Origin of the sequence: Paenibacillus favisporus, assembly GCF_040545415.1 — a bacterium.
Taxonomy (GTDB): Bacteria; Bacillota; Bacilli; order Paenibacillales; family Paenibacillaceae; genus Paenibacillus_AQ; species Paenibacillus_AQ favisporus.
Genome location: NZ_JBEPLV010000004.1, coordinates 485,999 through 505,388, shown reverse-complemented (window position 1 = coordinate 505,388; position 19,390 = coordinate 485,999). Strand labels below are relative to the sequence as shown.

At 57.6% G+C, this 19,390-nt stretch carries 19 protein-coding genes and 1 pseudogene; 3 read left to right on the top strand and 17 right to left on the bottom strand.

What is annotated here, in order from left to right; translation table 11 throughout:
- Positions 1–47: 47 nt before the first annotated feature.
- The 3 genes and pseudogenes from ABID47_RS20155 to ABID47_RS20145 form a co-directional block, all read right to left on the bottom strand.
- Positions 48–1,432, bottom strand: a pseudogene (locus ABID47_RS20155) (ABC transporter substrate-binding protein).
- 261 nt (positions 1,433–1,693) lie between these two features.
- Positions 1,694–2,533: a carbohydrate ABC transporter permease gene (locus ABID47_RS20150; RefSeq protein WP_094599721.1), complete on the bottom strand. Its 840-nt coding sequence runs from the start codon at positions 2,531–2,533 to the stop codon at positions 1,694–1,696.
- A 21-nt stretch (positions 2,534–2,554) separates the two neighbouring features.
- Positions 2,555–3,490 carry a carbohydrate ABC transporter permease gene (locus ABID47_RS20145; protein WP_354499717.1) on the bottom strand — a complete coding sequence of 312 codons (936 nt, stop codon included), beginning with the start codon at positions 3,488–3,490 and terminating at the stop codon, positions 2,555–2,557.
- Between the two features lie 361 nt (positions 3,491–3,851).
- Between ABID47_RS20145 and ABID47_RS20140 the strand changes: the two genes are divergently transcribed.
- Positions 3,852–4,322, top strand: a complete 471-nt coding sequence (locus ABID47_RS20140; protein ID WP_354499363.1) for a hypothetical protein — start codon at positions 3,852–3,854, stop codon at positions 4,320–4,322.
- Positions 4,323–4,348: 26 nt separating this feature from the next.
- Here ABID47_RS20140 and ABID47_RS20135 read toward each other — a convergent pair whose 3' ends face one another.
- The 3 genes from ABID47_RS20135 to ABID47_RS20125 form a co-directional block, all read right to left on the bottom strand.
- Positions 4,349–5,977, bottom strand: coding sequence for an NAD(P)H-hydrate dehydratase (locus ABID47_RS20135; protein ID WP_354499361.1), 1,629 nt, complete (start codon positions 5,975–5,977; stop codon positions 4,349–4,351).
- 160 nt (positions 5,978–6,137) lie between these two features.
- Positions 6,138–6,770, bottom strand: coding sequence for an NAD(P)-dependent oxidoreductase (locus ABID47_RS20130; protein WP_116233127.1), 633 nt, complete (start codon positions 6,768–6,770; stop codon positions 6,138–6,140).
- A gap of 79 nt (positions 6,771–6,849) precedes the next feature.
- On the bottom strand, positions 6,850–7,572 hold the full coding sequence (locus ABID47_RS20125; RefSeq protein ID WP_354499359.1) for a DUF421 domain-containing protein: 723 nt from the start codon (positions 7,570–7,572) through the stop codon (positions 6,850–6,852).
- A gap of 174 nt (positions 7,573–7,746) precedes the next feature.
- Between ABID47_RS20125 and ABID47_RS20120 the strand changes: the two genes are divergently transcribed.
- Both ABID47_RS20120 and ABID47_RS20115 read left to right on the top strand, forming a co-directional pair.
- The gene (locus ABID47_RS20120; RefSeq protein ID WP_105445702.1) at positions 7,747–8,397 is read left to right on the top strand and encodes an MgtC/SapB family protein; all 651 of its coding nucleotides are present in this window, start codon (positions 7,747–7,749) and stop codon (positions 8,395–8,397) included.
- Between the two features lie 188 nt (positions 8,398–8,585).
- Entirely contained in the window at positions 8,586–9,449 is an 864-nt protein-coding gene (locus tag ABID47_RS20115) for a hypothetical protein (protein WP_326105669.1), read from the top strand.
- Positions 9,450–9,698: 249 nt separating this feature from the next.
- Here ABID47_RS20115 and ABID47_RS20110 read toward each other — a convergent pair whose 3' ends face one another.
- From ABID47_RS20110 to ABID47_RS20060, 11 genes are all read right to left on the bottom strand, one after another.
- Positions 9,699–9,917, bottom strand: a complete 219-nt coding sequence (locus ABID47_RS20110; RefSeq protein WP_076172809.1) for a YezD family protein — start codon at positions 9,915–9,917, stop codon at positions 9,699–9,701.
- 125 nt (positions 9,918–10,042) lie between these two features.
- Positions 10,043–10,903, bottom strand: coding sequence for a sulfate ABC transporter permease subunit CysW (gene cysW, locus ABID47_RS20105; protein WP_145161364.1), 861 nt, complete (start codon positions 10,901–10,903; stop codon positions 10,043–10,045).
- Positions 10,904–10,977: 74 nt separating this feature from the next.
- Complete coding sequence (gene cysT, locus ABID47_RS20100) at positions 10,978–11,811, bottom strand: sulfate ABC transporter permease subunit CysT (RefSeq protein WP_354499356.1); 834 nt, start codon at positions 11,809–11,811, stop codon at positions 10,978–10,980.
- 41 nt (positions 11,812–11,852) lie between these two features.
- The gene (locus ABID47_RS20095; RefSeq protein ID WP_354499354.1) at positions 11,853–12,971 is read right to left on the bottom strand and encodes a sulfate ABC transporter substrate-binding protein; all 1,119 of its coding nucleotides are present in this window, start codon (positions 12,969–12,971) and stop codon (positions 11,853–11,855) included.
- Between the two features lie 278 nt (positions 12,972–13,249).
- Positions 13,250–13,438, bottom strand: coding sequence for a hypothetical protein (locus ABID47_RS20090; RefSeq protein ID WP_200633134.1), 189 nt, complete (start codon positions 13,436–13,438; stop codon positions 13,250–13,252).
- A gap of 129 nt (positions 13,439–13,567) precedes the next feature.
- Positions 13,568–14,626: a lactonase family protein gene (locus tag ABID47_RS20085; protein ID WP_354499352.1), complete on the bottom strand. Its 1,059-nt coding sequence runs from the start codon at positions 14,624–14,626 to the stop codon at positions 13,568–13,570.
- A 216-nt stretch (positions 14,627–14,842) separates the two neighbouring features.
- Positions 14,843–15,253 carry a DUF4395 domain-containing protein gene (locus ABID47_RS20080; protein WP_105445708.1) on the bottom strand — a complete coding sequence of 137 codons (411 nt, stop codon included), beginning with the start codon at positions 15,251–15,253 and terminating at the stop codon, positions 14,843–14,845.
- 187 nt (positions 15,254–15,440) lie between these two features.
- The gene (locus ABID47_RS20075; protein WP_354499350.1) at positions 15,441–16,838 is read right to left on the bottom strand and encodes a DUF4179 domain-containing protein; all 1,398 of its coding nucleotides are present in this window, start codon (positions 16,836–16,838) and stop codon (positions 15,441–15,443) included.
- Positions 16,831–17,355, bottom strand: a complete 525-nt coding sequence (locus tag ABID47_RS20070; protein ID WP_354499348.1) for a sigma-70 family RNA polymerase sigma factor — start codon at positions 17,353–17,355, stop codon at positions 16,831–16,833. The genes ABID47_RS20075 and ABID47_RS20070 overlap by 8 nt, the downstream gene beginning before the upstream one ends.
- 393 nt (positions 17,356–17,748) lie before the next feature.
- Positions 17,749–18,504, bottom strand: a complete 756-nt coding sequence (gene cobA, locus ABID47_RS20065) for a uroporphyrinogen-III C-methyltransferase (RefSeq protein WP_435530647.1) — start codon at positions 18,502–18,504, stop codon at positions 17,749–17,751.
- A gap of 8 nt (positions 18,505–18,512) precedes the next feature.
- Positions 18,513–19,382 carry a formate/nitrite transporter family protein gene (locus ABID47_RS20060; RefSeq protein WP_116232835.1) on the bottom strand — a complete coding sequence of 290 codons (870 nt, stop codon included), beginning with the start codon at positions 19,380–19,382 and terminating at the stop codon, positions 18,513–18,515.
- Positions 19,383–19,390 lie beyond the last annotated feature (8 nt).

Sequence of the window (19,390 nt, the reverse complement as noted above, 5' to 3'; positions counted from 1 at the left end):
AGGGACGAAATCGCCGTCCCCTGTTTTTGGATCATATTATACCAAAATTATTTTTGGTTGGATTCGATGATTTTGTTCACGCGCTCCTGCGAGTTTTTCACCGTCGCATCGATATCCTGGTTGCCGAGGATCAGCTTCTCGTATTCCTCGTTGACCGCTTTGAACACTTCGGCCTGGTAGGAGGCCGGCGGTACGATCGCCGATGCTTTCGAGGCGACCAGCGTGTCGACCAATGACTTCTTGTCGACCTTCTCCGGGGTTTTCGTGCCGGCGAGGATCGTATCGATAATCTGCTCCACCTGGTCGCTCTTCACCTGGCTCCAGGCCGGAATATTTTTACCTTGGACCGTCTGCCCTTCGGTTGTATACCAGCGAACGAATTTGTAGGCTTCTTCCTTATGCTTGGACTTGGCGGCGACAGCGACATAATCGGTCGTGACCGGGGTGATGCCCGTGGGATCGCCTTCTTTGTTTTTCGGGAACGGCGCGACGGCTACTCCAGCGGCACCTTATCCGTCCCGCCGATTTCGGTATTCATCCAGCTGCCGATCACGATCATGCTCGCCGATTGGTTAAAAAACTGCGTCCGGTAATTGAGCTTCTGCGAAATCATATCGGTATACGGAACGGAGGACTGATCCTCTTTTTCCATTTTCAGCCGCAGCTCCAGCGTCGCTCGGAAATTGGGATCATCCAGATTCGAGGAGCCGTCGGCCTTGAGAAAGTCGGAGTTTTCCGGCTGATTCTCCATCTTCAGCTTCAGGAATTCGAGCCAGCCCCCGCCCTGCGGGCCGTGGAAGTACGTGCCGTAGCGCTTGCTTGCACCTTCGCCCTTGGTGAGCTTTTTCGCATAATCGGCAAACTGGTCCCACGTCCAATCCGTCGGCACGCTCAGGCCTGCTTCATCCAGATGGTCCTTGTTCAAAAGCACATACCATGGGTTGAACTTGCCCGGCAGCGCATACACCTTGCCGTTCAGGCGGGTATCGACTTTATAATCCGTCTCTTCCTTATAACCGTCCTTGGCAATGTAGTCGTCCAGCGGCTCCGCCATGCCCAAAGCTACGCGCTGCGCGTATCCGGCCGGATCGCTGAACATCAGGATGTCCATCTGCGCGGAGGACGCCGCCTCCAGATCCAGCTTCTTGGAAGCCTCCTGCGTATCGCCTTTTTCGCTGAGCTGCACCAGCTCGATCGTGACGCCGGGGTTGGCGTCTTCGTAGGCCTTGAGCGTCTTGCTCCAATTGTAAGCTTCCTCGGTTCCATAGGTGTATAATCTCAGGTTGACCTTGTCCTGGCCGCCGCTTGATCCGCCGGAGCCGGACGCCGCCCCTTCGCTATCCCCGCCGCCGCTGCTTCCCCCGCAGCCTGACAGCAAACTGATCAGCAGCATGCCGGCTGCCGCGCCGGTAAGCCATCTTTTTCTCTTCATCCCTCAATAACCTCCCTTGGATTATGCTCGCCCGTGAAAATGCTTCTACCGCCAACTCCCATAGGGCTAACAGGACACCGGCCTCGGGCCATATGCCACTTTATCCGCCTGGCTCCGTGTGCCTCATATGCCTCCACATGTTTCCGTATGCCCACCGCCTGCCGGCTGCATTTTCCCGTATCTGACGCTTTGATTATACCGGGGCCGTTCCCCCGGCTCATGACGCTAAATTGACCGTTGATCCTGCTATCTTGACCCATGCTAGCCCTTGACTCCCCCGAGGGCGATGCCAGCGATGACGTTTTTTTGCCCAATGATAAAAATCAGCAGCAGCGGGAAAATGGCGGATACCGCCGCGGCCATAATCAGCGAGTAAAACTCCCCGCTTAAAGACGTAAACTTCTGCATCGCCAGCGGAATCGTAAACAGCCGGTCGCTCCGCAGAAAGATCAGCGGATTCTGGTAATCGTTCCATGTCCAGATAAACCGCAGAATGGCGTAAGTCGCCACCGCCGGCTTCACGAGCGGCAGCGCGATCGAGGAGAAGATGCGCGGATGGCCCGCGCCGTCGATTTTCGCCGACTCGATGAACTCCTGATGAATGCCCATAAAGAATTGACGGAGCATGAACGTGCCCAGCACGCTGAAGCTGCCCAGAATGATCAGACCAAAGTGGCTGTCGAACAAGCCGATGTTGCGGTATAAAATAAACTGCGGAATCAGGATGGCCTGCCCCGGAATCATGTAGGTGATCAGCACGATCATGAACAGCCAGCGGCCGGCGGCAAACTGGATTTTGGAGAATCCGTAGGCGGCCAGGGCCGACGCCGTGCAGGAGATCAGCGTCGTCAGCACGCTTACCTTGATCGAGTTCCAGTAATAGAGATAAAAAGGGTAATCGCCGAACCATACCTCTTTATAATTCGCCACCGCGTTCCATTTCCTTGGGATCCACTGGATCGGGTAGACGAAGACGTCCTTTTCAATCTTGAAGGAAGTGACCAGCATCCAGATGAACGGCATCAGAAACAGGATGCTGACCGCCAGCATGACCACGGTGATGACCAGCCTGCGCCAGTCGGGCCCGGTACGTGTCGTCATTTTCCGCTCAGCTCCTTTCGCTTAGTAATTGACCCATTTCTTCTGGGCGGACCACTGTCCAAGGGTAATCAGCATAACAAAGGCGAAAAGCACGGCGGCGATCGCCGAAGCGTAGCCCACCTTCAAATTGACGAATGCCGTGTCGTACAAGTACCAGACCATCATCGTCGTGGAGCCCACCGGGCCGCCCTGTGTCATCACCGCGATAATATCGAACACTTTGAACGTTGAAATGATGCCCGTCACCATCAGGAAAAAGGACGTCGGCGACAGCAGCGGCACCGTAATCCGGGTGAATTTTGTCCAACCGTTGGCGCCGTCGATGTCAGCCGCCTCGTACAGGTCGCGCGGGATCGACTGCAGCCCGGCGATGTAAATGATCATGTTGAAGCCGATGGAGATCCAGACCGAAATCATCATGATCGACAGCAGCGCAAAATGCGGATCGGCAATCCATTTTGGCGGATCATGCACCCCGATCGATTTGAGCAGTTCGTTGATCGGGCCGTAGGAGGGCTGGAACAGCACCTGCCAAACGACGGCCACCGCGACGACGCTCGAGATATAGGGCATGAAGTAAGCGACTTTAAAGTAGCTCTTCATGTACACGAACCGATCGATCAGGATGGCGAGCACCATCGAAATGAGCATGTACACCGGCACGGTCAGCAGAAAGATGACATTATTGCGGACCGACTTAATAAACATGTCATCATGAAGCAAATTTCGAAAATTTTCAAATCCGACCCAGCGGATGCCGTTCCACCCCTGCACAAAGTTCCAGTCGGCAAATCCGAGCACCATCGTTGCGACGATCGGCACCAACACGAGGATGAATACCCCGAGCAGCATCGGGCTGACAAACAGCATTCCCCACAACGTTTCGCCCCGCTGGAGGGAGCCGCTCTTCCGGGTGCGTTTCCCTATGCCCGGCGGCGCTGCCGCGGCCGTTTCCATTCGTTGTTCCAAGCTCCACACCCCGTTTCTTCTGCATTCCTTATAGCCTGATTTGATTAAAAGAAAAACGTCGATCGAGGTACCTTCAAAGAAGACAGGCCGCGTCTAAAGGAAGTTTTTCTTGCCATATCAGGAAGCAATGGCTCTGGAATTTATACTTGATATTATAAAAAAAATACCGTCAGCAGCTTTGACGGTATTTTGATCATATTCACGCTAATTTTTACTTTTTTCAGCAGCGGAACTCCAAACCTGCACCGCTAAAACCTCTGCCGTCTGCAGGTGACATTCCCAGTCACCTTTGCTCCGGCATCCGATTATGCTGTACTACGTACTATGGAATCACAAGGAGAGAAACTTGATGAATTCAGACCGCTCCCCCTTTATCTCGTCCAGGCTCAAATCGGGGCTGTATGCCCTGAACAAGCTCGCATCAGCCGGTTTGACGCTGCTCCTGCTGGTGCTGATCTCCAGTATGCTGCCCCTTCAGGATCAGCTTCCCACGGCCACGGACAACGATCTGCCCATTCCCTTGTCCTACTGGGTCTACGGTTATGCGATGACCGCCTCCATCCTGGCGGATTTTGTACTGTACGTGCTGCCTCCCCTGTCCAGGGACAAACAAATCTCGATCTACGCGGCGGCCGGTTTTTTGTGCTTCTATGCGCTGTATGTACATGACGCCGCAGGAACGGACCATATCGCCTCCACGGTGGCGGGCATGTGTACGGTGCTGCTGTTTTACGTCGGGAAAAAGCTGTTTGTACGCGATTCACTCATCACGCTGATTTTCGCCCTGCTGGTTCCCCTGCTCTGCTGGGGCTTTCTGTAGCCGCCGCTTTTGCGGCTCCGGGCCGGCTACAGCGCTTCGATGATATCGCCCGCCACCAGGGATGCCGGATTGGAACGGCGCCGCGCCGCCGCTTCCCCGGCCAGTCCGTGCAGGTACACACCGAACGCGGCGGCCTGTGGGCCGCTTGCGCCCTGGGCCAGCAGCCCGGCGATGATGCCGGTCAGCACGTCGCCGGCGCCGCCGGTTGCCATGCCCGGGCTGCCGGTCGCATTCACGAACACATCGCCGTCCGGCGTGGCGATGACCGTCCGCGCGCCCTTGAGCACCAGCGTCACCTGGTGCGCCTTGGCGTATTCGGACGCCAGGCGGATCCGGTCGCGCTGCACCTCGGCGGTGGACAAGCCGGCCAGCCGCGCCATTTCACCGGGATGCGGCGTCAGCACCGTGTCCGCCTGGCGCGGCTTCCACGCGTCCAGGTCGTCGCTGGCTGCCAGCATGTTGAGCGCGTCGGCGTCGACGACCAGCGGGCATGCCGCTTCCTCCCAAAGCGTACGCAGCCAGCGTCCGTCGCCCTCGAAGCGCCCCAGCCCGGGGCCGACGGCGAGCACGTCGCGCCCGGCCAGCAGCTCGAGCACGCGGGCGGCGGAGGCCTCGTGCCAGTCGGCAGCGGTCGCCGAGGCGAGCATGACCTCCGGCGCGGCGCCCGCCATATGCGGCAGCAGCGGACCGGGCAGCGCCCAGGTGACGAGGCCGCTGCCGGCGCGCAGGGCCGCCCGCGAGCAGAGCAGGCCCGCGCCGCTCATCGGCAGGCTGCCCGCCGCTACAAGCACGTGGCCGTACGTGCCTTTATGGCCGTCCGGCGAGCGGCGGCGCGCCGTATCGACCCCAAGCCGCGTGCGCAGCACCTCCTCCGTCAGCAGGAACGTGCTGACGTTCTGCTGCGCGCACAGCAGCGCGGGGATGCCGATGGCGCGCACCACGATCTCCCCGGCGGCTTCCGCGCCGGGGAACTGCGCCAGGCCTCGCTTCAGGAACGCGAGGCATACGGTCCGCCGTGCACGGATACAGGGATCGTGCACGGCCCCCGTGTCGGCGTCCAGCCCGCTCGGGATGTCCGCCGACACGATGTCCCTGCCGCTGCCGTTCGCTGCGGCAATTAGCTCGGCGTAGGCGCCGCGCGGCGCACCGCGGCTGCCGGTGCCGAGCAGGGCATCCACGATGCCTGTGCAGGCGGTGAAGTCCACGTCGTCCCGACCGTGGACGAGCACCGGGATGCCCAATGCGCGGGCCGCGTCCCGCTGCAGCGCCGCCTCGCCTGTGAGGCTGCCGGGCTCTGCGGCGTATACGATCGTGACGCGCATGCCCGCTTCACGCAAGTATCGCGCCGCGACCAGGCCGTCCCCGCCGTTGTTGCCCTTGCCGGCCAAGACGAGCCAATGCTCGCGCTCCGGTTCCTCCAGCCGGAGCGCGGCGTCCCCTTGCACCGCCGGCACAATATCACCCTGGCTTCCATTCTTGAACTCGGCGCCTTTCCGGCTGCCGCCGCTGACATAACGGCGCTCCCGGCACCACCGGATCACCTCCTCCGCGATAGCTCTGCCGGCGTTTTCCATCAGCGCCACCGCCGGGATGCCGACCTCCTCGATCGTTCGGCGGTCCAGCTCTCTCATTTCGTCGGATGTCACGATATACATCTGCCGTCTCCTCCTTATATGAAACAACCCCACCGATGTGGGGTTGTCTTCGATGTCATCCAGCTGTTTTAAAGGGACCCTCGTATTGTTCCATTCCAAGGCAGCCTCCGCCCGGATGCTTAATATAGAAGCAGCCCGACCGCGTAGCCCCGTCGCTGGCCTAGTAAGCTACCGTAAACCGGGTGCGGACGAAATACGGATCCTCCATTTCGTCGATCAGGGCCGCGGCCAGATCTTCGATCGAGATCCGGCTGCTGCCCAGCTCATCGGTGATGAGCATGTCCATACCGATCCGGAAGTTGCCGGTGCGCCGTCCGGTTTCCAACACCGCCGCCGGGCTGAGGTAGCTGTAATCCAGATCGGACAGTCTGTAAATGTCGTACGCATCCGCATGCGCCCTGGCCAGCGGCACCAGCTCCTGCGGAAATTCCGGCGTATCCATCAGCAGCGTATCCGGACCGGTCTTCAGGCTGCCCGCCCCGCCGACGATGAGCAGCCGCTTCACGCCGGCACGCTGTACGCCCTCGATGAGTGAACGCGCGGCTTCCAGCAGCTCCTGCTCCTCGCCAAACGTCGGACCGTATGCGCTGATGACCGCGTCCTGCCCTTCGCAAACGCTGGCCACCGATGCAGGGTCCAGAATGTTTCCGGTCACCACCTTCAGCCGTTCGTGCTCCTCGGTCAGCTTGGCGGGATCCCGCACGACGGCCGTGACCCCGTGCCCGCGCTTCAGCGCCTCACGAACGATGGCTTTTCCGACCTGTCCACTGGCTCCAAATATCGTAATATGCATTGCATTGATCGTTTCCATAGGTTATTGTCTCCTTCGCTGTTATGCCTGTTATTATTCTACATGACCTATCTTCCGCATGCTATCCTTCCGCTTTTTGCAGCCGTCCGCTCCCCGTCTGCCCATCCCGGTTATGCTGCAAAACGTATAATCCTTTCCCTTCCTCCCATTCGACATAGGCCAGCTTGCCGGGATCGCTGAAGCCTTTTTCCTTCAGCATGGCCGCCAGCCATTTCCGGTCTCTGCCGATCTGCTGCAATTTATCGTCGTTATAATCCCCATCCTCCAGCAGATTATAGGTCAGGCCGGATGGATCCGAATCCAGATCCAGATCCTGTTTTTGGACCGCTTCAAAATCGGCGTTCTTCAGAACGCTGAGCGAGCCGTTCGTTTCAAAGATGGCATAAGCAACCTCGCGCAGGGAAAAAATATCCTTTTGACGCAGCATCATGCGCAGCTGCTCAAAATCCAGCCGGTTCTTTTTCATTTCCCGCATATCCACTTTCCCGTTGTGTATTAATATGGAAGGCGTACCCTCCAAAGGCCCCCTGGTTCGGCGCGCATACTGGGTGACTTTTTCAAATAAATACGATAGGATGAACCAAACCGCCAGTCCGAACAGGAGCTGGCCATAGTGGACGTCCTTCTGGTATACCGTATTCCCCACCAGCTCGCTCAGCATAAGCGAGGAGACGAAGTCGAAGGGGGTCAGCTGGGAAATTTCCTTTTTCCCGAGAACCCGGGTCATCAGCCACAAGCCGATGAATCCCGTAATTAATTTTATGGTGATCATGCCATAATCCATAACCTCCGCCTCCCGTGTCTCATCGTTTGCTCAATATTTACCCATTTCAGGGCGGGGGTGAAAATCCCGATTGGCATCGGCGGGCGGAATGGGTAATGTTACCTGGGGAGCAGTACCTTAGGGACGGTGGATGGTTACAAAAACATTTGTAGCATGGAGAGGAGCTGTTGTCACATGATTGGTGAATTTATCGTCCGGCTGGCCGTGGCCGGCCTGCTTGGAGCCGTAATCGGCCTTGAGCGGGAGCTGAGGGCCAAGGAGGCGGGGCTGCGCACCCACTTTCTCGTTGCGGTTGGAAGCGCATTAATTATGCTGGTATCCAAGTACGGTTTCTTCGACATTATGGACCACGACCACGTGGCGCTCGACCCGAGCCGGGTCGCCGCCCAAGCTGTCAGCGGCATCGGCTTTTTAGGTGCAGGCATGATCATTATTGAGCGGAAAAGCGTGCGCGGCCTGACGACCGCGGCCGGTGTGTGGGCGACATCCGGCATCGGCCTGACCATCGGCTCGGGCATGTATGCGGCTGGGATCAGCGCCACCATTCTCGTCATGATCGGCCTTGAGCTGCTGAGCATATTCAAAACCGGCAAAGCGCTCAGCATTTCATTTGAGCTGGACGACAAGGAGTCCGTGAAGCCGATTCTCGAGCGCCTGTCGGCGCGGAAAATCGCAGTGACCTCCTACCAGCTCGAACAGGACCCGGGCGACAGCAGCCTGTATCACCTGAACATCAAGGCCAGGGCCAAGCATAACGGGACGCTGCAGGACCTGCTGCGGGAGCTGGGTGAACTGCCTCATATATTATCCGCAAACCTCGAGTAGCGAAGGTTAACCTGTTGAAATCCCGGAAAGGTTATGCAATAGTTAAAATAAAACCGCTGTTGATGCAAATTCACAGGAGACAGACCACATTTAGCGGATGTTTTTCTTGCGATCATTGGATGATTCAGCTTCACCTTTGAAATTCCTGATCTTGATAAAATAATAATGAATGAAGGGAGGTGGCGCTGTTGTCCCTTGCTCTACAGGCCGGCCTTGACCGGCTGACCGGAACGGAGTCAAATTTGATCATAGCTGGGCTCGCGGTCATCGTCTTCCTCTGGCTGTACATCCGCACATCCCGTTCCTTGAGGGCCGAGGCCGCCGCGCGGCTGGAGCTGCTGCAGCGCACCCTCGCCCTGTACAGCCGGGCGCAGGGCGTCCTTGGCGAAGAAGTGGAAGCCGCCCATGTCGGCGCCCAGGAGCCGGACCAGCTTGTCCAGCTGCTCCAGGAATGCAAGGCGGCCCCGCTGATGACTCCGGAGCTGCTGGACATGATCGATGCTTACATACGCGAACGGGATTTCTCCCGGCTCCTGATGCTGCAGAAAATGCTGGACCGGGAAATCCACCGGCGGATTCATGAACAATCGGTGCTGATCCGCAAAATAGACAATCCCGGCTGGGGCACCAGCTTCTGGAGAATGATCCGCCCGGCGGTTCCTTTCGCCGCTCTGGTCCTCACCCTGTATTGGTTCATCCAGCTGTATAACGGCTTTCAGGACAGCGGCGCCGCCGCCTTGTCGTGGACAAGCCTTGAGCTGTGGACGCGGCTCATTTCATGCCTCGCGGCCACGCTCTTCCTGTACTGGGTCATCATGGATACCCGAAGGGATACGCCGGGCATCCTGTACCGGCTGCTCGCCCTGATCATCGCCGCGGTGGCGCTTCTGCACCTGCTCGGTTTGACCGCGGCACCTTACATACTGGCCGTCCAGGTGGTGCTGTTCCTGTTCGGCTTTAACCTGAACCCCAAGCCCAGCCGCCGGAACCGGCCCTATGCCGGCCACCGCGAAGTAACCCAAGACAACGAGGAGAATCCGAAGGATCGCTGAGTCTCCAGAGCCTGCGTCCAGCGGCCCTTCCCCCTCGTTTCCACTTATGGAATAGGGTTGGCTCAAAGAAGACAGACCGCATCTAGAGGAAGTTTTTCTTGCGAGATCAGGAAGCAGAAGCTCCGAAACCTATACTTTCTGATCTCCTAAAAAATAACCCCGCTGTCCTGCCCCCTTCCATGATGGAAGGTAAGGCATTCAGCGGGGTTATTTATTGTCCGTTCGTCATGCTGACGGGGGCGTCCGAGGCTAGCGCAGCCCGGACTCTCTTCCGGTCCTCCGCTCGGCTCTTGCTGCCGCCTTCACGGAGCTGCCCGGCGTGTTCTCAAACCGTTTGCGTTCCGTCCGCTCCATCTGCACGATCTGTCCCTCATGCACAACGATGTGAAGCGAACCGAATTCCATATCGTTCAGCTGACTCGCAATACGTTCCTTCCATACTTCATCAACGATAAGAGGTTTTGCCACAATTGACGCCTCCTTTAGTTCCTGGATTTTAAGGAATATGAGCCATTGGGGATGAATGTAATAATAATCCTTCTTTTCCAACCAAATTAGTATGGTTTAACATTATCACGCGGGTAAAATCGCTGTCAATGAGCATTTTTCCACGACAGCCAACTTTTAAAAAGAAGAGTGACCAGCGCCAGCAGCAGGAGCAGCGACGCCACCGCAAACGACGCCGAGAATTGGTATTCGTTATACAAAATTTCAACATGCAGAGGCAGCGTATTCGTCTGTCCGCGGATGTGCCCGGAGACGACCGACACCGCCCCGAATTCCCCCATAGCACGGGCGTTGCACAGGATCATCCCGTACAGGAGGCCCCATTTAATATTCGGCAGGGTCACCCGGGTGAATACGTGCCAGCCGCGCGCGCCCAGCGTTACGGCCGCCTCCTCCTCTTGGGTGCCCTGGTCCTCCATCAGCGGGATTAATTCCCTCGCCACGAAGGGAAAGGTCACGAACAGCGTCGCCAGGATGATGCCCGGCACGGCATAGATGATTTTGATATCGTGGTCGCTCAGCCAGGGGCCGAACCAGCCGTTGGCCCCAAACACGAGCACAAAGATCAGCCCTCCGATGACGGGCGACACCGCAAAGGGCAGGTCGATCAGCGTGATCAGCGCCCCTTTGCCGCGAAACTTGAATTTAGTAATGGCCCAGGCCGCGGCGATGCCGAACACCGTGTTCAGCGGAACGGTCACCAGCGCAACGATGAGCGTCAGTTTCAGGGCGGACAGCGCGTCTGGATCGGCGAGAGCCGCGACGTACACATCCCATCCCTTTTTGAGCGCCTCGGTAAGGACGATGAGCAGCGGCAGCACGATCAGCCAGAGCATCGCCAGCCCAGCCGCCGTAATCAGCAGCCATTTCACCCAGGCCGCTTCCGTCGTGGCCGGAGAAGCCTGGGCACTCGTTTGAACGGAAGTCATGGGCACGGTACCTGCCATTGGGAAGCCCTCCTTTTCTTAGTGACACTTGAGCATAGGGGATAGTCCGGGCCGGGTTAAACCCGGGCGGGGCATTAACGCACCGAGCGCCGTGTCCACCGCTGCAGCGAATTGATGACGAGCAGCAGCAGAAACGAGATCAGCAGCAGCAGGATCGCTACAGCGGCGGCGCCGGCATAATCGTACTGCTCCAGCTTTGACATGATGAGCAGCGGGGCGATTTCCGTCTTCAGCGGCATATTGCCGGAAATGAATACGACCGAGCCGTATTCCCCGATGCCGCGCGCGAACGCCAGGGCAAAACCCGTCAGGAGCGGCGGAATCAGCTCCGGCAAAATGATGGTCCGAAACGTCCGGAATCGCTTCGCCCCGAGCGTGGCGGCTGCTTCTTCAGCGTCCCGCTCCGCATCCTGCAGCACAGGCTGCACAGTCCGCACAACGAACGGAATGCCGATGAACATCAGCGCGATCGTAATGCCCAGCTGCGTAAAGGCCACCTTGATGCCCAGCGGCTCCAGCAGCGAGCCGATCCAGCCGTTTTGCGAGTAGAGCGCAGTCAGGGCGACCCCCGCTACCGCGGTCGGAAGCGCAAAGGGCAGGTCGATCAGTGCGTCAAACAGCCTTTTACCGGGAAACTCGTAACGCACCAGCACCCAAGCGATCAGCAGCCCCAGGATCGAATCGATCAGGGCGGCCGCCGCCGAAGTCAAAAAGCTGATCTTGTAAGAGGCCAGCACCCGCGGGTCGGTAGCCACATGCCAAAATTTGTCCCAGTCCAGCCCTGTGGAATTTAGGAGGAGCGCCGACAGCGGGATCAGCACCACCAGGCTCAAATACAGCACGCTGTATCCCAGCGTCAGCCCAAAACCCGGCAGCACCCTCCGCCGGGCCGCATTCACTTGACTCATGACGGTTCATCCTTTCCTGCCTTCGGCCTTGTGTGCGCCGATCAGCTGCCAGGCGTATAAATTTGATCGAAAATGCCTCCGTCGCTAAAATGCTTCTTCTGCGTCTCATCCCACGTTCCGAACACATCCTGCAGCGTGAACAGATTGATGTCGTGGAATTTATCCTTGAACTTCTCCTTGACGCTATCCAGTGTCGGCCGGTAGAAGTTTTCCGCGGCGATCGTTTGGCCTTCCTCCGAGTACAGGTACTTCAGGTAAGCTTCGGCTACCTCGCGGGTTCCGCGCTTATCCACGACTTTGTCAACGACGGCGACCGGCGGTTCGGCAAGGATGCTGACCGACGGATAGACGATGTCGAATTTGTCCGGACCCAGCTCCTTGACCGACAGCATGGCCTCGTTCTCCCAGGCAAGCAGCACGTCGCCGATGCCGCGCTCTACGAAGGTTGTCGTCGCTCCGCGGGCGCCGGTGTCGAGCACGGGTACGTGCTTGAACAGTTCCTTGACGAACTCCTGCGCTTTGGCCTCGTCGTTATTGTTTTGCTTCAAGGCATAGCCCCACGCCGCCAGGTAATTCCAGCGGGCGCCGCCCGATGTCTTCGGATTCGGCGTGATGACTTCCACGTCGCCTTTGATCAGATCGCCCCAATCCTTGATGTTCTTCGGGTTGCCCTTTTTCACCAGAAACACGATCGTCGAGCTGTACGGCGTGCTGTTGTGCTCGAATTTGCTTTCCCAGCCTTCATTGATCAGGCCTTTCTTCTGTATCGCATCGATGTCATAGCCGAGCGCCAACGTGACCACATCCGCTTCGAGTCCGTCGATAACGGAACGGCTTTGCGCCCCCGAGCCGCCATGCGACTGCTTAATTGTGACCTTCTGGCCCTTTTCTTTTTCCCAATAGGCCGCAAACGCCTTGTTGTAGTTCTCGTACAGCTCCCGTGTCGGGTCATAGGAGACGTTCAGCAGTTCAACCGGTTTGGCCGAGCTGTCCGCCTGCGCCTCCGTGCTTTTCCCTTCGGTGGTGCCCCCCGCCTCTTTGTCCGTACTGCCGTTGCCGCTTCCATTTCCGCAGGCCGCTAGCGCAGCAGTCAGCAGCAGTGCCAGCCCTGCGCTCACTCCCCGCCTTACGATTTGTTTTCTTCTCCATACGTGTACCATATGACCCACTCCCCAGTGATAAAATGTACGGCCTGACCATGATTTATCGTGAAATTGTCGGTTTGGCCGGTGTTCGCCAAGCAAAAAAGGACAGAGGAAAATCCGGCACAGCCTGCAGACAAACCGGTCATGTATCGACCTGTCTGCTCCTGTTCCAGAGGTTCCTCCGTCCGTACGGTGAGAACTGCAATTTGTAATTATTCCTACCTGATTAGTATGTTATATGGCTATATTGTAGTGAGCCGAAACGTACCTGTCAAACCTTTTTTTCACAAAAATCAATTTCTCTTTCTAGACCTGAACACCAGGTTCGTGACAGTGCCGACCACCAGACTGACCAGCATTGCGGATACGGCGAGACTGGCCACAATGGCAGCATAATTGGCCGGCGGGACGATATTGATGATCCCCAGACCAAAAACGAGGACAAACACAATCGCGTAATCGAGCCATCGGAACTTCCTCATCCTATTCCCCTCTCATCGCTCCGTCATATCAGAAATTTGCAATGGAGCTTAAACCCAATGTATCACAACAAAAAAACCAGGGGAACCATAAAATGGAACCCTGGTTTTGGTTGTTAAGAAATTAGCCTGCTATTCGCCCTTCACCCACTGCTGAATGCATACCGGCTTCGGCAGCTCCAGCGCAAAGCCGGTCGGGGTCAAACGCCCGGAATCCGAATCGATCTTGTACGACAGCATATTGCCGGTATTCTGGTTTGCTGCTATCAGGTATCCCGAAATGATCGCGAAATTGCGCGGAAACTCGCCGCCTGTCGATACCCAATCCACCGGGGTCACTTCACCGGTCGACTCGTTGATATGGAACAGGACGATGCTGTCATCTCCCCGGTTGGACCCGTACAGGAAACGCCCGCAAGGGGAAATATGGATGTCGGCGCAGAAGCTCTCCCCGGTAAAATCCTCAGGCAGCGTAGATACGTTCTGCAGCACTTTCAACTCCCCGGTCTGCCCGTTATAGGCAAACACCGTTACCGTATTGTCGAGCTCGTTAATGCCGTACGCCCACTTACCGGACGGATGAAAATCAAAGTGGCGCGGTCCCGCTCCCGGCGTCGTTTTTACTTCCCCATGGGTCACCAGCTTGCCGTCTTCCAGGCGGTAGAGTACGATTTCATCCAGCCCCAGGTCGCAGACCAGCACAAACCTACCTTCCGGATCCTGAAAAATCGAGTGCGGATGCGGCCCCTCCTGCCGGTCGTCCCGGATGCTGCGCCCGCTGTGCTTGACGATGGAGCTCATCTCCGCCAGCCCGCCGGTTTCGCCGATCCGGAACACATTGATATGCCCGCTGGAATAATTGGACACCATCGCAAACTGCCCATCCCGGGTCAAGGAGACATAGCAGGGGTCCGCCCCTTCCGTCGTCATCCGGTCCAGCAGATGCAGCTCGCCGGTTTCGTTGTCGATCGAATAGGCGAAGATCTCGCCGCTTCCCGTTTCGCTCACCGCATACAGCCGGTCCCCCGCCGCGTTCAGCGTCAGATACGAGGGATTGGCAATGCCGGGCAGGCCGTTCACGACGGCCATTTCCCCGGTTTCCGTGTCGAGGGAACAGAGGAATATCCCCTTTTCCGCCTCAGGGGCGTATGTACCTGTATAGAAGAAGCTTTTATTTTCCGGGTTCACCATTCACCACTCCTTGTCCATTCAAAAATAGGATCCTCATCTGAATTCATTATAGATTCATTTCTGTAGTTCATTCTATATATTACCCTATTTTATTCTCGGCGACTGCCTGCGGCTGATGAAGAAGGGGCACAGCAAAAAAGCGCTCCTGCGAGCGCCTCGATGGTATGGAAACGAACGGACCGGTGGGCGGTCACTTACCCTGTATATTAAACCCGTTTATGAATGAATCCGTCTTCTCGCCTTAAACTGCTTGTATTGAAAATACACCGTACAGCCGATGCAGTACCCGCACAGCGCCACGAATGCCGCCAGAAACAGCATCGCCGCAAAAATATAGCCGAGCACCGGCAGCTGCAGCGCAAAAAAGAGCAGCGACAGCGTCAGGAACAGCACGGCCAGCACATTGTTGAACCGCTGCAGTTCCAGCGCCTGAGTCGGTTTGCCTTGGACACGCAGAAACGGTTTGGCCAGGAGCACGAACGCATTTTTCCCTGTCAGCAATCCAAGCACCTGAATGATCCACAGGGCCAGCAAAATGTATGGCTGGTTGAACACGGCAGTCAGGATCACAAACAGCACGATGCCAGTCTGATTCGCTTTGACATAGGGTTCCGGAATTTCCTTCATCGGGGGTTCACCGTCCTTTAAAGAAGAGATAGGGGTCTTTGACCTTACTATAGAATATTAATCCGATGAGTACAATAGGAATAAAATGAGATGTGGTTCACGCAATTCATCTTTTATGATCTAAAACGTTTACCGACTCCAGTGGAAAAGGCCCTGCGCCGCGGCAGAGCCCTTCTCATCGTGAAGCTTACTTGATCTCGATTTTAAAATCCTGCTGTATCAGTCCTCCGGGGTAATCCCTCAGGTCAAATGTGAGCGGCTGGGCGTACTGGCTGGCCGGAATATCAAAATAATATTCGCTCCACTCCCCGCTGCTGTGCCACCTTTCATGGATTTCACCATCCTGCGGAAGGGAATAGACGGCCCCCTTCGCATCCTTAAAGTCGTTCTTCGGCCGTGCCACGTAAGCCATGCCTTGCAGTGGGGTTTGGATCGCGGTCCGGATCCGGATAAAGCTGCCTGACCGTTCGATGCTCTTAAGCTGCAGGCGGCTGTCCGGAGCTTGAACCAGCGTTTTCGTCGCGGTGTTAATCACCATCTTCTTCTCGCCTTCAAATGCCGTTTCCAGCCCTTTTCCTGTTAAAATGAGCGGATCGCCGCGCTGGTATTCTGGCGCCAGGTAACCCAATTTCCACCCCTCTCCGTTCGAAGTCATCGTAACGAGGTTATACGCGGTGTACCCTCCCTTCCGGTTGTTATACAGCATCAGCCCATTCATTCTCTCTGCACGCTTATCGTTAGACGGATCGGCCAGCAAGGTGACCTCCAGCTGTTGCACAACCTGCTTCACGGTCGCCACCTTGATTTTCTGTCCGTCGAAGTCCAGTGTCCGGTTGACATCAATGTCCCGCCCCAGAACAGCCAGCCGATTGACCTTGACCGGGATCTTTACTTCCAGCCACTCGTCTTGGGGGATCCGACTCCCTTCGTTCCGCCAGCGACCGGCCAAATAAAACTCGGACGGCAGCGTTTCGCCTAGGGGGAGATCAAAAATGATCATGTCATGATAGATCCCGCCCTCTTCCGTAACGCCTTTAAACTGCTGTGAGCCTGCCATGAACTGGATGGCATTCAATGGATCATATCCCAGGGTGAACAGCCTTGGCGAATCCGGCGTAATCCGCTCCCCGGCATCGCTGCGGGACGTATAGAACAGGACGACATGGTTCAGGTCCGTCAGCATGCCGTCCACCGTAACCTGGAACCCGCCATAGGAAGCCGTCCGAGTGACCGCCTGGTATTTCCCGTCGTCCAGCGCTTCCCGCAAAATCCCCCGATCCCCGGCCAGCTGCTCGACATAATCGGGAATCTCCGCTCTGCCTATCAGATTAGCCGCCAAACCTTCCAACCCGGAAAGGCTGTAGGCCTGCGGAAATGCGATCCCGATCCCAAGTATCACCGCTGCCGCCACCGTCCCAATGAAAAACGCAGACCGGCGCATGATCGCCCGGCTGCGCCTGATCCGCTTGCCGCGGTTCAGGCCGGCCGCCACTGCTTCCTCCAGCAGCGGCTCTGGGATCCGCCGGCTCGCAATGGCCGCGGACTGAAAGTACTGCTCCAGCAGACGCTCCTTTTCCTCACCCATGAAACAACTCGCCTCCTGTCTCCATTTTTCCCCGCAGCTGCTTGAGACCTTGATGCAGCCATGTTTTCACCGTGCCCTCCGGCCGGTCCAGCACCCGGGCGATTTCGGTTAAGGTCATGTCCTCATAATATTTCAGCATCAACACGTGCCTGTACTTCGGTTTCATACGGTCCAGGGCGCGCTCCAGATCGATTTTGCTGTCGCTGATCATTTCGTTCGACCGGATGTCCGCATGGTCCGGAAGCGGCGTCACCCTCTTCTTGCGCTTCTGCTCATCCACGCAGCAGTTGATCAGGATCCGGATCAGCCACGGGATAAACGCTCCCGGATCCTTCAGCTTTCCGCATTTGATCCAGGCCCGGCATACCGCTTCCTGCACCGCTTCAAGCGCATCCTGCTCATGATGCAGATAGCTGTAGGCAATGCCGTACAAGCGCCTCTGCTGCCTGGACACCAGGATATGAAAAGCCTGCTCGTCCCCGCGGCATGCTGCAGCGGCCAGCTCGGTTTGTTCCATCGTCAGACCCCTTTCCCTCTCCCCTTCGCCGGCCCTGCCAGCGTCTGTATATCCAAGACAAACATCTATCGTCATACTTCCAATGAAGACAGACCGCGATTTGAGGAAGTTTGTCCTGCGAGTATAGACCTTCAGCTCCGCTGAATATTTAAAAGTCTATACTCTAAAAAGACTGTGGAAAGCACGGAACGGTTTTAAATGAAGTTCACTTTTTTCAAAAAAAGATAACCTGGTTCTCAGGAACGCCCATCACCAGGAGGCCAAATAAACAAAAAAAGACCGCCGTTAGGCAGTCCTTGCCTGCTAAACGACGGTTCTTCCGTTGTTTTTCAGTCAGCCGCTGGTTTAGACCGGAACCCCCTTCGGCTGTCCCTTCTCACGGCTTTCCTAAAGTTACCCGATCCGCTCCTCAGCCTCCTCGGCCAGGCGGAGCAGCTGCTCCCGCACATGCACCACCTCGCCGAAAATGAGCAAGGCCGGGTTTTTGACGTGCATGAGGGTAGCCAGCTTGTGGATGCTGCCCACCGTGCCGGTAATGACCCGCTCCTGCTCGCTCGTCCCCTGCTCGACGATCGCAGCCGGGGCCGAATGCGGCCGGCCGTGAGCGATCAGCTCGCGGCAGATATCGGCCATGCCGGCGACACCCATGTACACGACCAGGGTGTCGACGCCCTGGGCAAGCAGGTCCCAGCGGGGACCCTGCTCCCGGCCGGCGCAGCTCGAGCCGCTGACGAAGGCGACCGAGGCGCTCCGCCCCCGATGGGTCAACGGGATGCCCGCCGACGAGGCGGCGCCGATCGCCGAGGTCACGCCCGGCACGAACTCGTACGGGATGCCGCGCAGCGCCATCTCCTGTGCCTCTTCGCCGCCGCGGCCGAAGATCAGCGGGTCGCCGCCTTTCAGCCGCACGACCTGCTTGCCCTTCAGGGCGAAAGCGGCGAGCTGCTCATGAATTTCCGCCTGCGGCACCGCATGCTGCCCCGGCGCCTTGCCGACGTAGACGAGCGCGGCGCCCTTCTTCGCGTACCCAAGCAGTTCCTTGTTTACCAGGCGGTCATACAAGATGACATCCGCCTCCTGGATCCGCCGGAGCGCCTTTACCGTAATGAGCTCCGGATCACCGGGACCGGCGCCGACGATGGACACCATGCCCGGCTTCATCGGCCGCGTTCGGCAGACACAGCCGCCGCCTCCATGGAGCCGCGGGCCCCGGCCGATCCGATCGCGCCGGACTTGCTTCTGCCAAATCCGCGGATGGACACGTAATACGCCACGCCCGTAAACAAAGCGCCGCCAATGAAGTTGCCGATCAGCACGGGGATCTGGTTCCACAGCCACCAATCGGCAAAGCTGACGTTGGCGCCCAGCATCATCCCGGCCGGAATGACGAACATATTGACGACGGCATGCTCGAATCCCTGGCCGAAAAAGATGAGGATCGGCAGCCACATCGCTGCGATTTTTCCAGCGGTAGACTTGGACGTAAACGCCATGACCACGCCCAGCGTCACCATCCAGTTGCACAGCATCGCCTTGATCACGACCAGCAGCAGGCCTTCGCCGCCGAGCTCCTTATAGGCCAGCGTCTTTGCTTCGCTCGTCTTGATGATCGTCTGGACAAGCGGGCTGCTCATGTCGTGCCCCATCTTGGTAATGGTCAGGCCGTACAGCACCGCATAGACCAGGCAGCCGATCACATGGCCGAGGATGACCCATCCATAATTGCCAAGCATGGAGCGGACCGAGGCCTTTTTCTGCATTACCGCTAGCGGAATGAGCGCAAAGCTCCCTGTCACCAGCTCCAGCCCGAGCAGCACGATAATCACAAAGCCCACGGGAAAAATAAGCGCACCGGCCATCGGAATATTCGTTTGGGATGAAGCGGTAAAGGCCAGCGTCGTGGCACAGGCCAGAATTGCCCCCGCGAGCATGCTGCGCACCAGCATTTGCCCCGGACTCAGCTTCGCTTTGTTCGCGCCTCCCTCAATCATGTCATTTAGAACTTCGCCTGGTTTTACGTAATCCATCGGCTGCT

Excerpts from the sequence above, each read along its gene's own strand:
- ABID47_RS20150 (WP_094599721.1), bottom strand. The coding sequence starts at position 2,533 with ATGACGACACGTACCGGGCCCGACTGGCGCAGGCTGGTCATCACCGTG.
- ABID47_RS20145 (WP_354499717.1), bottom strand. The coding sequence starts at position 3,490 with ATGGAAACGGCCGCGGCAGCGCCGCCGGGCATAGGGAAACGCACCCGG.
- ABID47_RS20140 (WP_354499363.1), top strand. The coding sequence starts at position 3,852 with ATGAATTCAGACCGCTCCCCCTTTATCTCGTCCAGGCTCAAATCGGGG.
- ABID47_RS20135 (WP_354499361.1), bottom strand. The coding sequence starts at position 5,977 with ATGTATATCGTGACATCCGACGAAATGAGAGAGCTGGACCGCCGAACG.
- ABID47_RS20130 (WP_116233127.1), bottom strand. The coding sequence starts at position 6,770 with ATGCATATTACGATATTTGGAGCCAGTGGACAGGTCGGAAAAGCCATC.
- ABID47_RS20125 (WP_354499359.1), bottom strand. The coding sequence starts at position 7,572 with ATGGATTATGGCATGATCACCATAAAATTAATTACGGGATTCATCGGC.
- ABID47_RS20120 (WP_105445702.1), top strand. The coding sequence starts at position 7,747 with ATGATTGGTGAATTTATCGTCCGGCTGGCCGTGGCCGGCCTGCTTGGA.
- cysW (WP_145161364.1), bottom strand. The coding sequence starts at position 10,903 with ATGGCAGGTACCGTGCCCATGACTTCCGTTCAAACGAGTGCCCAGGCT.
- cysT (WP_354499356.1), bottom strand. The coding sequence starts at position 11,811 with ATGAGTCAAGTGAATGCGGCCCGGCGGAGGGTGCTGCCGGGTTTTGGG.
- ABID47_RS20095 (WP_354499354.1), bottom strand. The coding sequence starts at position 12,971 with ATGGTACACGTATGGAGAAGAAAACAAATCGTAAGGCGGGGAGTGAGC.
- ABID47_RS20090 (WP_200633134.1), bottom strand. The coding sequence starts at position 13,438 with ATGAGGAAGTTCCGATGGCTCGATTACGCGATTGTGTTTGTCCTCGTT.
- ABID47_RS20085 (WP_354499352.1), bottom strand. The coding sequence starts at position 14,626 with ATGGTGAACCCGGAAAATAAAAGCTTCTTCTATACAGGTACATACGCC.
- ABID47_RS20080 (WP_105445708.1), bottom strand. The coding sequence starts at position 15,253 with ATGAAGGAAATTCCGGAACCCTATGTCAAAGCGAATCAGACTGGCATC.
- ABID47_RS20075 (WP_354499350.1), bottom strand. The coding sequence starts at position 16,838 with ATGGGTGAGGAAAAGGAGCGTCTGCTGGAGCAGTACTTTCAGTCCGCG.
- ABID47_RS20070 (WP_354499348.1), bottom strand. The coding sequence starts at position 17,355 with ATGGAACAAACCGAGCTGGCCGCTGCAGCATGCCGCGGGGACGAGCAG.
- cobA (WP_435530647.1), bottom strand. The coding sequence starts at position 18,504 with ATGGTGTCCATCGTCGGCGCCGGTCCCGGTGATCCGGAGCTCATTACG.
- ABID47_RS20060 (WP_116232835.1), bottom strand. The coding sequence starts at position 19,382 with ATGGATTACGTAAAACCAGGCGAAGTTCTAAATGACATGATTGAGGGA.